Origin of the sequence: Alterotamlana spongicola (genome assembly GCF_035818475.1) — a bacterium.
Classification (GTDB): Bacteria; Bacteroidota; Bacteroidia; order Flavobacteriales; family Flavobacteriaceae; genus Cognatitamlana.
The window spans coordinates 289,214-301,928 of sequence record NZ_JAYMGV010000002.1 but is presented as its reverse complement, the minus strand read 5'-3'; the positions used below and the strand labels follow the sequence as shown (position 1 = coordinate 301,928).

The 12,715-nt window shown below is 33.9% G+C and carries 13 protein-coding genes; all 13 read right to left on the bottom strand.

Annotation, left to right across the window (positions count from 1 at the left end; genetic code table 11):
• Positions 1–7: 7 nt before the first annotated feature.
• On the bottom strand, positions 8–1,042 hold the full coding sequence (gene hisC, locus VOI54_RS13695; RefSeq protein WP_326283406.1) for a histidinol-phosphate transaminase: 1,035 nt from the start codon (positions 1,040–1,042) through the stop codon (positions 8–10).
• 61 nt (positions 1,043–1,103) lie between these two features.
• Entirely contained in the window at positions 1,104–2,387 is a 1,284-nt protein-coding gene (hisD, locus tag VOI54_RS13690; RefSeq protein WP_326283405.1) for a histidinol dehydrogenase, read from the bottom strand.
• A 40-nt stretch (positions 2,388–2,427) separates the two neighbouring features.
• Complete coding sequence (gene hisG, locus VOI54_RS13685; RefSeq protein ID WP_326283404.1) at positions 2,428–3,285, bottom strand: ATP phosphoribosyltransferase; 858 nt, start codon at positions 3,283–3,285, stop codon at positions 2,428–2,430.
• A gap of 320 nt (positions 3,286–3,605) precedes the next feature.
• A complete protein-coding gene (locus tag VOI54_RS13680) occupies positions 3,606–3,977 on the bottom strand; it encodes a hypothetical protein (protein ID WP_326283403.1) in 372 nt (123 codons plus the stop codon).
• 115 nt (positions 3,978–4,092) lie between these two features.
• A complete protein-coding gene (locus VOI54_RS13675) occupies positions 4,093–4,908 on the bottom strand; it encodes a LytR/AlgR family response regulator transcription factor (RefSeq protein ID WP_326283402.1) in 816 nt (271 codons plus the stop codon).
• 29 nt (positions 4,909–4,937) lie between these two features.
• Positions 4,938–5,753: a prohibitin family protein gene (locus tag VOI54_RS13670; protein ID WP_326283401.1), complete on the bottom strand. Its 816-nt coding sequence runs from the start codon at positions 5,751–5,753 to the stop codon at positions 4,938–4,940.
• 11 nt (positions 5,754–5,764) lie between these two features.
• On the bottom strand, positions 5,765–7,708 hold the full coding sequence (locus VOI54_RS13665) for a vWA domain-containing protein (RefSeq protein ID WP_326283400.1): 1,944 nt from the start codon (positions 7,706–7,708) through the stop codon (positions 5,765–5,767).
• A 153-nt stretch (positions 7,709–7,861) separates the two neighbouring features.
• On the bottom strand, positions 7,862–8,608 hold the full coding sequence (gene fabG / locus VOI54_RS13660) for a 3-oxoacyl-[acyl-carrier-protein] reductase (RefSeq protein ID WP_326283399.1): 747 nt from the start codon (positions 8,606–8,608) through the stop codon (positions 7,862–7,864).
• A gap of 122 nt (positions 8,609–8,730) precedes the next feature.
• Positions 8,731–9,297 (bottom strand): DUF4082 domain-containing protein, encoded by a 567-nt coding sequence (locus VOI54_RS13655; protein WP_326283398.1) that lies wholly within the window; start codon positions 9,295–9,297, stop codon positions 8,731–8,733.
• A 136-nt stretch (positions 9,298–9,433) separates the two neighbouring features.
• Entirely contained in the window at positions 9,434–10,306 is an 873-nt protein-coding gene (gene sucD / locus VOI54_RS13650; RefSeq protein WP_326283397.1) for a succinate--CoA ligase subunit alpha, read from the bottom strand.
• A 100-nt stretch (positions 10,307–10,406) separates the two neighbouring features.
• Complete coding sequence (gene lpxD, locus VOI54_RS13645; protein WP_326283396.1) at positions 10,407–11,351, bottom strand: UDP-3-O-(3-hydroxymyristoyl)glucosamine N-acyltransferase; 945 nt, start codon at positions 11,349–11,351, stop codon at positions 10,407–10,409.
• A gap of 6 nt (positions 11,352–11,357) precedes the next feature.
• The gene (efp, locus tag VOI54_RS13640) at positions 11,358–11,924 is read right to left on the bottom strand and encodes an elongation factor P (protein WP_326283395.1); all 567 of its coding nucleotides are present in this window, start codon (positions 11,922–11,924) and stop codon (positions 11,358–11,360) included.
• A gap of 4 nt (positions 11,925–11,928) precedes the next feature.
• Positions 11,929–12,714 (bottom strand): acyl-ACP--UDP-N-acetylglucosamine O-acyltransferase, encoded by a 786-nt coding sequence (gene lpxA / locus VOI54_RS13635; RefSeq protein WP_326283394.1) that lies wholly within the window; start codon positions 12,712–12,714, stop codon positions 11,929–11,931.
• Between the last annotated feature and the right edge of the window lies 1 nt (position 12,715).

The following is a 12,715-nucleotide window of genomic DNA, read 5'->3' as shown; positions in this document are numbered from 1 at the left end:
CTCATAACTATATTTGTGTCATTATTTTTATCAACTTCTCATTCTCTTCTTTAGTTCCTACTGTAAACCGTAAACAATTTTCGCAACCCGGCTGTGTAGTTCTGTTTCTTATTACAATACCCTTTTGGATCAATTGATTATAACGTTTTGTGGCATCATCAACCCTGGCCAAAACAAAATTAGCGTCTGAAGGATATATTTTTGAAACATATGATATCCCTTCCAATTGATCAACTAAAGCTTTGCGTTCTTTCAGAATAACATCAACTTGTTGCTGAGTTAGCTCATTTTGCCTTAATTGGGCTATGGCTTTTTGCTGTGTTAATTCATTAACGTTATACGGTGGCTTTATACGATTTAAAATTGCAATGATAGCTTCTGAAGCATAACATATCCCCAATCGGATACCTGCCATTCCATAGGCTTTTGAAAGGGTCTGTGTCACAATTAAATTAGGAAATTCTTCTAATCGGCTTATCCAGCTTTCTTCATTTGCAAAATCAATATAAGCTTCATCAATAACAACAATGCCTTGAAACGTTCGTATCAGGCTTTCAATTGCTTTAGCTTCAAAACTATTTCCTGTTGGATTATTAGGAGAGCATAAAAAGAGTAATTTAGAATTCTCATCCTGAGCCTCTAAAATAGCATTAACTCTGGGCTGGAAATTGTCATCAAGCTGAACACGTTTAATAGCTATGGCATTAATATTTGCCAAAACACTATACATACCATATGTTGGCGGTAATGTAATAATGTTATCCTGATTAGGTTCACAAAATGCTCTGAAAATCAGATCTAAAACTTCATCACTTCCATTTCCTAAAAGGATATTTTTTTCTCGTATCCCTTTGATTTCCGAAAGCAACGACTTAACTGTTCGTTGTTGTGGGTCCGGATAACGATTCACTCCATTTTCAAATGGATTTTCATTGGCATCAAGAAACACCATATCATCACTATTTCCCTGAAATTCATCTCTTGCAGATGAATAGGGTTTTAATGTTTTTATGGTTGGTCTTACTAAATCTAAAATATTCATTTGTTTTTTAACTTAGACCTGACAGGTCTTATTTCCATACCCTTTTCAGGTAATACGATTATTATCTTAAATCTTTTAATCTCAAGGTTACTGCATTTTTGTGTGCCTGTAACCCTTCAGCTTCAGCCATTAGCTCTATACTTTCCCCTATATTCATAAGTCCAGTTTTAGATATTTTCTGAAACGTCATACTCTTGGTAAAACTATCCAAATTAACACCAGAATAGGCTTTTGAAAATCCATTAGTTGGTAAAGTATGATTAGTTCCGGAAGCATAATCTCCAGCACTTTCAGGTGTAAAATCTCCTATAAATACCGAGCCGGCATTACTTATACCGTCTACATAGAGATCTTCATTTTTTGAACAAATTATAAAGTGTTCAGGGCCATATTCATTGATGAGCTCTAAAGCTAATTGATCATTCTCCATATAGATCAATTTAGAGTTTGTTATGGCTTTTTCCGCAATAGCTTTTCTGGGTAAAACGCTCAATTGACGCTCTATTTCATCAGAAACGACTTTAATAAGCGCATTTGAAGTGGACACCAAAATAACCTGGCTATCTGCACCATGTTCAGCCTGACTGAGTAAATCAGAAGCTATATATGCGGCATTGGCAGATGCATCAGCAACAATCAACAGTTCGCTTGGGCCGGCCGGCATATCTATTGCCACACCATGTTTAGTTGCCAATTGTTTGGCGACAGTAACAAATTGATTTCCGGGGCCAAAAATCTTATAGACCTGTGGTATTGTCTCTGTTCCAAAAGTTAGTCCGGCAATGGCCTGGATCCCTCCTACTTTTATAATTTTAGTAACGCCACAAAGTTGAGCTGCAAATAGAATCTCTGGTGCTAATTCCCCTTGCTTATTTGGTGGGGAACACAACACAATGTCTTTACAACCTGCTATTTGCGCTGGAACAGCCAACATTAATACCGTAGAAAATAAGGGTGCTGTTCCTCCCGGAATGTATAAACCTACCTTTTGAATAGGCCGCTTTTCCTGCCAGCATCTAACGCCTTCAACTGTTTCAAGTTCTATTTTTTTGGTTTTTTGAGCTTTATGAAAAGCTTCTATATTCTGTTTAGCTAATGTAATAGCGCTTTTGAGTGCTTCAGGCACCTGTGATACAGCCTTGTTTATTTCTTCGGCACTAACCACATTTGTTACTATATCTACACCGTCAAATTTAGCTGTAAATTTCTTTATAGCCGGATCACCTTTTTCTGCTACCTCATTAAATATTTGATTTACGGTATCTTCAATATCCCCGACAGTTTGTGTAGGGCGCCTTAATACCTCTGGCCAGTTTTCTCTATTTGGATTACTTATAATTTGCATATCTTTTCAATTTACGGGTACTGAAACAAGTTCCGTTTGACTAAAGCACCATTTTTTCAATTGGACATACTAAAATACCCTGGGCCCCTTTAGCTTTAAGTTCATCAATAACATCCCAAAACTGATTTTTGCTTATTACGGAATGAACAGAACTCCAACCTTCCTGGGCTAAGGGTAAAACTGTTGGGCTCTTCATACCTGGTAATACATTAATTATATCCTGTATCTTATCGTTAGGCGCATTAAGTAATACATACTTAGATTTTCTGCCTTTTAGGGCAGCCTGAATTCTAAACTGAATCTTATCTAAAATGGCTTGTTTGTCATCACTTAATTTAGGCGAAACAGCCAATACAGCTTCAGATTTAAGGATGGTATCTACTTCCTTTAAATTATTCTTAAATAAGGTGCTTCCACTGGAAACAATATCGCAAATAGCATCAGCTAAACCTATATTAGGTGCTATTTCTACTGAACCATTAATGATATGAAGGTTAGCACTAACGCCATGTTTATCTAAATACATTTGTACTGTATTTGGATACGATGTTGCAATACGTTTCCCTTCTAGATCTTTAACACTACTATAATCATTTGCTTTAGGAACAGCTATGCAGACACGACAGGTTGAAAACCCAAGCTTCTCAATAACCTTGATGTCCTGTCCTTTTTCTACTAAAACATTTTCTCCAATAATAGCGGCATCTACAACACCGTCTTTTAAATATTGCGGGATATCTCCATTTCTCAAATAAAAAACTTCTACCGGAAAATTTCTTGCTGAAGCCTTTAATTGATCTTTTCCATTATCAATGGAAATCCCAATATCTTTTAAAATTTTCATAGAGTCTTCATTCAATCGACCCGATTTTTGTACTGCAATTCTTAGTTTACTCATTTTGTTTTTGTTATGAGTTTGAAACAATCTAGTTGATTTTAGAATTAAAAAACCCGCTTGATTGTCTCAAACGGGTTTAAAATATATGTTGATTTTATTCAATACATTTTCACTTCGCTTGAGTGCAAATATGAAAATGATGATGTAATTGAATAAAAGTCATGTCTTATTTTATCTATGCAATTTTATAATTTATTTTCTTATTACACAAATATATTTAAATAATTGAAAAAAATTCAAAATTACACTTCTTTAAATAATTATGCCGTAATAGGTTCTAGATATAATTACGGATATTATAATCTAAAATTCGGCTTGAATCACTCCTTCTTTTTTTTAGCAGTTATATTTAAGGTGCCATTGTCTGAATGAGAAAAGCCCACCAGTTTGGAATCTTTTTCTTTTAACTCAATTTCCACATAACTACCCTCAATATATGTTTTGATTACCAAGCTGTCATTTTTTATTTTAACTGAGCTAGCCTCATTTGTGTTTCCATCTTCAAAAATAATGGTTGCTGTAGATTTATTTTCTTTTTTAGCAATCACAATTTCTCCTGTAGTAAAGCCGTAAGGAGCTTCTTTACATTCATACTCCCACGTACCATAATACTTTGAAGCAGCGCCTTGAGCCTGGGCAGTAAAACTAAATACTGAAATTAAAACAGTTAACACGATAAGATTTTTTTTCATAAGATTGTTTTTTAAATTTATTAATACACAATTGTTCTCAAGCAAATGTATATCAGAATCAACCTCTTATAAAAAATATGGGGTGAATATAGCTATAGTGGTATGAATAGGAATATTAAAATATCATTTGACTAAATTCCGGGATGTAATTTTTAGAAATTGGAATTATTGTATCTGTATTTTTAATATGAACCAAATATTTTCTGGATGCTTTTTCAATCAATTTTATGTTTTTCACATTAACAATATAAGACCGATGACATCTTTTTAAAATTGAACTGGCAAATAAAGCTTCTAATTTTTTTAGCGAATTACGTATCAATATACGTTTTACTTCCTCTTGATCTAAATAAAAAATGACCACGTAATTATCAGCAGATTCCAAATATAAAATACTAGGCAATTGAAGTGATATCTTAATAACCCCATTTTCATCAGGGATTCCAATTAAATCAACCTTTTCCTTAGTAACAGTTTTTTCATTTCTGGACTGAATAAGTGCTAAAATCACTAAAGCTATAAAGTAAGGTATTGAAATACCTAGTAAGGTGTGTTTAAATGTAAACTTAAACTGCTCCCAAACGGAAGTGAGATTATCATTATATACCAATAGATAAATTATTGAAATCAAGCATACTTCCCCCAGAAACCATAGCATATAACGCCACACAGCTGTAAACGTAAGTACTTTAAATACTTTGCGAATTACAAATTGCATAAACAGCAGTGATAAAGCCGCAATTAATGAGTAATTTGTTAAACGTAAAAATTGCTCCAGCCCGGTATCACTCTCCCATTCATCAACATTGAACGGAATGAATATATTGGTAAATATAATACCAAACCCAAAGCATATCCCTATAAGTATAAGTTTTTGCTTTGGGCTGTTTATTAAAGTAAATGGTTGTAAAAAGAATGAAGTTAACTTCATATTGCACACTTACCCTTTATGTTATAACTCTATTGATTTCCTAAGATGATAGGCATACCACTATCACCAGAACCAATCACTATAACTTTGCTGTTTGGTGATTCCGATAATTTAATTGTAGCCTCAATACCTTTATCCTGTAATATCTTATCAGTCAACGACGCACTTAAAATTTTATTGGCGTCTGCTTTTCCTTGAGCTTCTATACGTTGTTTTTCAGCTTCTTTCTGGGCTGTAATTAATCTAAATTCATACTCTAAAGATTGTTGTTCCTGACCTAGCTTACGTTCAATAGCATCTTTAATTGCTGTAGGTAAGGTCACATCACGAACTAATACTTCAACCAGATCTATGAATTGATCGTCAACAATTTTTTTTGTTTCATCGTATATTTCCTGTTGTATAGCATCTCTTTTTGAGGAATAGATCTGCTCTGGAGTATACCTTCCTACCACACTTCTTGTTGCTGACCTTATGGCTGGTTTAAGAACTCTTTCTAAATAATTTGCACCTTTTTCCTGGTGTAATTTTCCTAAATTCTGGATTTCCGGTAAATACCATGCCGTTGCTTCCAGTTGAATATCCAAACCATTAGATGACAATACTTTCATCCGTTCTGTTAGTTCTTGCTGACGTACCTCATAGATAAACACTTTATTCCAGGGAGCTACTATATGAAAACCCTCTCCCATTGGAGCCTTTTCCGTTACTACACCACCTCCAAATGTTCTGTAAAGCACTCCTGCTTCACCTGAACCTATGGTTACTGCTGATTTTGCTAATACAATAACTAAAATGATTATTGCAACGATTACTGGGAATGCGACTTTAGGTAATTTTTCCATATTTTATTTATTTAAATTAATCCGTTATATTTTCTTAAAAACCATTCTAATCCAAGGCTAATAGCAATAATAGCCAACAGGTATTTCCAATCTATCAAAGGTATGGTATTTTTATTGCTTTTTTGCACAGACACATAACGCTCATCATTCAATAAGTCGGAGATCAACCCAGACGCATCATCTACAAAATAACTAACACCTGAACTATTAGTAGCTAACTGTTCCAGCTTTGTTACATCAGCATTCAAAAATTGCTGCTCTACATCATATTCTACAATCTGAAAGCTTCCGGATTTTGCAATATTTTCATTAGTTGCTCTAATTGTAAAACTATATTTAGAAGCTTCCAAACTACTCAAATCTACCTGATAATAATTGTTCTTTAAAATAAGCGGAAAGGTTTTGTTTTCATTTGTAACCTTGTCAACAACTGTTATATTAAGTGTTTCGCGTGTATCAAACACATAGTTATTATCAAAAATTTCTGCTTTAATAACAACACTGGTATTTCCATTATAAAACGATTGATAATCAAGATTTAACCTACTTTTTTTCTTGTCTGATGCCAAATACTGGATTAATTTGCCAATAAAATTATCAAATTCGATAAAAGAATTATTGTTCAAATAACTTTGGGCTCGCCATTGCCATACATTTTCTCCAAATAAAATGGCACTTCGTTGTGTTCCAGTTTCAATAGTAGCCAACAGTGGCTCATTAACAGTTACTTCGTTTACTTTTTTATAAAGAATAGTTTCAAAGGGCGCACTAAACTTTACTGCTCCATAATTTGAATATAAAGGAGGAAATGATTCAAAATCTATATCGTCTATTAAAAATGGCATATAACCATCATTTAGTTTTGCTTGATAACTTTCGTATTGATTTGTAATATTCATTGAATACGCTTTCGCAGACCTGTTTACAAAGCCTAAGTCTGTTTTAGCACCAACAATCACAAAGGTATTCTTATTTTCTATTGCCATTTTAGCATACAAATCCTTAAAGCTGTTGTTGGGTTGGTAGATAATAACCAATTGAAAATCATCAATTTGATTCAAAATGTCTTTTGGATTAACTATAGAAACAAAACGTTGTTCATTACTTTCAATACTTTTCTTTAATGCACCTATATCCGGGTGTGAAAAATCACTAACTATGGCTATTTTGGTTTTCTGATTGATAACTTCTACTGCAAAGTTTTTAGTATTATTTACTTTATTTTTTTCATTTTCCAGAGGTGTAATTGATGCCTTATAATTCATTACCCCAACGCTATTGGCCGACAAAGTAAAATTGATAAGTTCAGAATTGTTAGCTTTAGAAAAACGTATTGGTTTTGAATATACAGTACGATCACCGTCAGTTACTTCAAATTTAGATTCAACTTGATCATTTCCACTATAAACCAAAATAACCTCTACAGGGAAGTTATTCTTTAAATATGCATATTTATTTACATTTAGCTGCTGAATTTTTAAATCCATATGACTAATGGTATCTCCTAAAATTATGGGATAGATAGCTTGCGGATATGTATTAGTTACAAACTCATAATCCTGTCCATAAGTTTGATTTCCATCCGTTATTAAAAGTGTTGGAGATGTTGATTGCTTGTAAATTTGCGACAATTGATTGAACGCATTGGAAATATTAGTTTGTTTCTCAGAAAAGGAAACGGAGTCTGACGGTTTAAAAGTTTCTCCAAAAGTATACCATTCTACATTAAATTTTTCCTGAAGATCTTTATTGCTTTTAAGTGTATTGATCAACACATTGGTTTTCTGGTCTTGTTTTAAGTGCTTTATAGAACTGGAATTATCAATAGCTATTACCAGATTTGGTTTCTCTACAGTTAATTTGATTTGATCAAAGCTAGGATTAATCAGCAATAATAATATTGCGAAGTAACTCAAAAAGCGTAAAAAAGAAAAAAGCATGTTTAGTTTTGACATGCTTTTCTTTTTAACTAAATACTGAAATAACGCTAAAAATAGCGCTACAATTCCAGCGATTATAATGTATAGTAAAGTGTCTGTTTGCATTTACGATTGACGATTTTTTATTAACGATTTTAAAACTCTAAAACCGTAACTCGTAAATTTATACTAAGTTAACATGCCTCCATCAACGTTCAAGGTTTGCCCCGTAACATAAGCACTCATGTCACTTCCAAGAAAAACACAAACATTAGCTATATCTTCCGGAGTCCCTCCTCTTTTTAACGGAATACCTGCTCTCCAGCCTTTTACAACTTCTTCATCTAATTTTGCAGTCATTTCCGTTTCAATAAAGCCAGGCGCCACGACATTGCTCCTAATATTCCTTGATCCTAATTCTAGTGCTACTGATTTTGAAAACCCAATAATACCGGCTTTTGAAGCCGCATAGTTAGTCTGTCCTGCATTACCTTTAACTCCAACAACCGAACTCATATTGATAATAGATCCTTTGCGTTGCTTTAGCATTGTTCTTTGAACCGCTTTAGTCATGTTAAATACTGATTTCAGGTTAACTTCAATTACAGTATCAAAATCTTCCTCAGATATCCGCATTAATAAATTATCTTTAGTGATTCCGGCATTATTAACTAAAATATCAATACTCCCAAACTCAGCAACAACTTCATTGGCTAATTTTTGTGCTTCATCAAAACTTGCGGCATTACTTTTATACCCTTTAGCTTTAACTCCCAAAGTGTTAAGTTCTTCCTCTAACGCATTTGCTGCATCTACAGAAGAACTATAAGTAAAAGCAACATTAGCCCCCTGTTGTGCAAAAACTTGAGCTATTCCTTTCCCAATTCCACGGCTAGCGCCTGTTACTATTGCGGTTTTTCCTTCTAATAATTTCATGTGTTATTTATATCTAATTTCTTAAAATACTTGATATTCAAATATAGTAATTACAAACTTGTATCATATAAAAAAACCTCACAAAATCATGTGAGGTCAATACTTTATTTAGCTTTATAAAATTAGTTGTTGGGAACAAATTTAACATCTACCATTCCCAAATAAGCGGTTTTTATTACATTTACTGGCAAGGCCTGATTAGCACCAAATTGCGCACTGTAACCAACAATCAATATATTATGGCTTTCAACTGGAAACATAGGGTTTCCATTATCATTAAACACATAATAATCATTAGTGTTTACTGCAACATAATATTCTGTGCCTGATGAAATATTAATTGGCTCTATATCTTCAAAAGACAACAATCCAGAAGTTGAATCAATGTAAGCTGTTTTTAGGATTTCTTGGGTATCTGCATTCCAAAGTGTAACCCTATAAGTATCATTTTCAGGGACTCTAATACCTAAAGCTGTGATTTTTCCATTTTTAAAAGCCTTGAATCTATATCCGATTTCATGTGTGTTTATACCGTTAACTTTTGTAGACTTTAGCTCCATAACACCTGCTTCCATTAATGATTTCATTGGATATTCAGGAGCGGCCTCTACAATGACTGTGTCATCATCTTTAGAACAACTTAAGACACTTAAAATTATCAGAGCAAATATTAACTTTTGAATTTTCATGATTTCTAGTTTTTATGGATTACACTAGTATATCAACTACCCTCTAAAATTGTTACCTCAAAATTTTAAATTTTTTCACAAAAAAAAACCGCTAACTTATAAGTTAACGGTTTTTATAATTCTATGATCTGAAACTTTATGCTAAAACTTCAGCTACTTTCTTTCCAATTTCAGCAGGAGAATCCACTACGTGAATTCCACTGGCTCTCATAATTTTCTTTTTAGCCTGAGCTGTATCATCACTACCACCAACAATAGCACCGGCGTGTCCCATAGTACGTCCGGCAGGTGCTGTTTCTCCTGCAATAAACCCTACAATAGGTTTTTTACTACCACTTTCTTTATACCAGTTAGCTGCATCGGCTTCTAATTGCCCTCCAATTTCTCCAATCATAACTACCGCTTCAGTTTCCGGGTCATTTATTAACAGCTCCACAGCTTCTTTTGTTGTAGTTCCAATGATGGGATCTCCCCCAATACCTATAGCTGTAGTAATCCCTAGGCCTTGCTTTACAACCTGATCTGCCGCTTCATAGGTTAGTGTTCCTGATTTAGAAACAATTCCAACTTTTCCTTGTTTAAAAACAAAACCTGGCATAATCCCTACTTTAGCTTCCCCCGGTGTAATAACGCCTGGGCAATTTGGACCAATTAAACGGCACTCTTTTCCTTTTATATAATTTGAAGCCGTAATCATATCAGCTACAGGAATACCTTCTGTAATTGTAATAATCACTTTTATTCCGGCATCAGCAGCTTCCATAATGGCATCAGCAGCAAATGCAGGAGGAACAAAAATAATGGTGGTATCTGCATCAACTTTCTCAACAGCTTCCAATACCGTGTTAAAAACAGGTTTGTCTAAGTGAGTCTGACCGCCTTTACCCGGAGTTACACCTCCAACTACATTGGTTCCGTATTCAATCATTTGACTGGCATGAAAAGTACCTTCACTGCCTGTAAAACCTTGAACAATTATTTTTGAATCTTTATTTACTAAAACACTCATAAGTGATTATTTTTCGTTATTAATTTCCTAGAGCAAAAGTAATTTTTTGAATTAAAATTTTAAAACAAAACACTACTTTTATTTTTAAGCGTGATTGATATTATGTTTTATCCTGATTATTTAGTTTTTCAAGTATTTCAGGAATTTTTCTGATAGAGGCTATTTCTTTATACTTTGAACGAAAATCATCTGCCGGAATACCAAAATAACTTTTTCCACCTTCTAAAGATTTACTAACTCCTGCTTTTGCAGAAATCACCGCCTTAGCCCCAATAGTAATTCCACTTGTAACACCTACTTGTCCCCAAATAGTAACTTCATCTTCAATGATTACACAGCCTGCAATTCCAACTTGTGATGCTATTAAACACTTTTCTCCTATAATAGTATCGTGGCCAATCTGAACCTGATTATCAATTTTACTCCCTGCCTTAATTCTGGTATCTGCCGTAACACCTCTATCTATGGTACAAGAAGCGCCTAAGTCTACATTATCCTCAAGCACCACACGACCACCAGATTTTAGTCTATCATAACCTTCCGTTCTTTTCTTATAATAAAACGCATTAGCACCTAATATACACCCGGAATGAATAGTTACATTATCACCTATAACCGTGTCATCATAAATACTAACATTAGCGTGAATTACACAATTATCACCAATAACCACATTGTTTCCTATAAAACAATTAGGCTGGATAATGGTGTGTCTTCCAATTTTAGCAGATGAAGCAATTGAAGCCTCAGAAGCCACAAAGGGTTTGAAATAATCTGTTAGCTTATTAAAATCCCTAAAAGGATCATCGCTTACCAAAAGCGCTTTTCCCTTTGGACATTCAACTTCTTTATTAATTAAAACAATAGTTGCAGCTGAATGTAGTGCCTTATCATAATACTTGGGATGATCAACAAAAACTATATCTCCCGGTTCAACAACATGAATTTCATTCATGCCTAAAACCGGATAATTATCATCTCCAACAAATTGACAATCAATTAAGTCTGCAATTTGTTTTAAGCTATATGGTTTAGGAAATTTCAAAAGAAGCTATTCTTTTATACGTTCTTTATACGTTCCTTTTTCTGTTTCAACCTTAATTTTATCACCTTCATTAATGAATAAAGGCACATTTACGGTTGCACCGGTCTCAACTGTTGCCGGTTTGGTAGCGTTTGTAGCCGTATTACCTTTAACTCCCGGTTCTGTATGTGTGACCTCTAAGATAACACTTGCAGGCATTTCAACAGAAAGCGGCATGCTATCTTCAGAATTGATAATTACGGTTACTACTTCGCCTTCTTTCATCAATCCCGGATTATCTAAAGTACTTTTCTGTAATTCAATTTGAGAATAATCTTCGGTATTCATAAAATGATACGTATCTCCTTCATTATATAAATACTGAAATTTATGGGTTTCCACACGTACGTCATCAAGCTTATGTCCCGCAGAAAAAGTATTATCTACAACTTTGCCTGTTGTAACACTTTTTAATTTTGTTCTTACAAATGCCGGCCCTTTTCCGGGTTTTACATGTAAAAACTCTATAATTTTATAAATATCATGATTGTATTTAATACATAATCCGTTTCTAATATCTGATGTTGTTGCCATTTATTTAATTTGATTTAAAATATCCTTTCATGATGCCTCGGTGTGAATTTCTTATAAACTGAAGAATTTCATCACGCTCTGAAGTTGCTTGCATTTCAGCTTCAATAATTCCAGCCGCTTGTGTATTGTTATAATTTTTTTGATAAAGAATTCTGAATATATCCTGAATTTCTCTGATCTTTTCTGTAGTATACCCTCGTCTTCTTAATCCTACTGAGTTAATACCTACATAAGATAAAGGCTCTCTGGCTGCTTTAACATATGGAGGCACATCTTTTCTAACTAAAGACCCTCCGGTTACAAAAGCATGATTTCCTACCGAAACAAATTGATGAACAGCTGTCATTCCTGCCAATACAACATAATCTCCTATAGTAATATGTCCTGCCAGAGTACTGTTATTAGAAAAAATGCAATTATTCCCAACAATACAGTCATGAGCAATATGACAGTAGGCCATAATTAAACAGTTGTTACCTATAACAGTTTTCATTCTGTCGGCAGTACCTCTATTTATGGTTACACATTCTCTGATGGTTACATTATCTCCAATTTCAACGGTAGTTTCCTCATCATTATATTTTAAATCCTGGGGTACAGCAGAAATCACCGAACCAGGAAAAATATTGCAATTTTTACCAATTCTGGCACCTTCCATAATGGTAACATTGCTACCTATCCAAGTGCCCTCTCCTATTTTAACATTGTTATGAATAGTTGCAAAAGGCTCAATAACAACATTTTTTGCAATTTTTGCACCGGGGTGCACATAAGCTAACGGTTGGTTCATA

Coding starts and splice junctions, on each gene's coding strand:
- hisC (WP_326283406.1), bottom strand. CDS start 1,042: ATGAATATTTTAGATTTAGTAAGACCAACCATAAAAACATTAAAACCC.
- hisD (WP_326283405.1), bottom strand. CDS start 2,387: ATGCAAATTATAAGTAATCCAAATAGAGAAAACTGGCCAGAGGTATTA.
- hisG (WP_326283404.1), bottom strand. CDS start 3,285: ATGAGTAAACTAAGAATTGCAGTACAAAAATCGGGTCGATTGAATGAA.
- VOI54_RS13680 (WP_326283403.1), bottom strand. CDS start 3,977: ATGAAAAAAAATCTTATCGTGTTAACTGTTTTAATTTCAGTATTTAGT.
- VOI54_RS13675 (WP_326283402.1), bottom strand. CDS start 4,908: ATGAAGTTAACTTCATTCTTTTTACAACCATTTACTTTAATAAACAGC.
- VOI54_RS13670 (WP_326283401.1), bottom strand. CDS start 5,753: ATGGAAAAATTACCTAAAGTCGCATTCCCAGTAATCGTTGCAATAATC.
- VOI54_RS13665 (WP_326283400.1), bottom strand. CDS start 7,708: ATGTCAAAACTAAACATGCTTTTTTCTTTTTTACGCTTTTTGAGTTAC.
- fabG (WP_326283399.1), bottom strand. CDS start 8,608: ATGAAATTATTAGAAGGAAAAACCGCAATAGTAACAGGCGCTAGCCGT.
- VOI54_RS13655 (WP_326283398.1), bottom strand. CDS start 9,297: ATGAAAATTCAAAAGTTAATATTTGCTCTGATAATTTTAAGTGTCTTA.
- sucD (WP_326283397.1), bottom strand. CDS start 10,306: ATGAGTGTTTTAGTAAATAAAGATTCAAAAATAATTGTTCAAGGTTTT.
- efp (WP_326283395.1), bottom strand. CDS start 11,924: ATGGCAACAACATCAGATATTAGAAACGGATTATGTATTAAATACAAT.
- lpxA (WP_326283394.1), bottom strand. CDS start 12,714: ATGAACCAACCGTTAGCTTATGTGCACCCCGGTGCAAAAATTGCAAAA.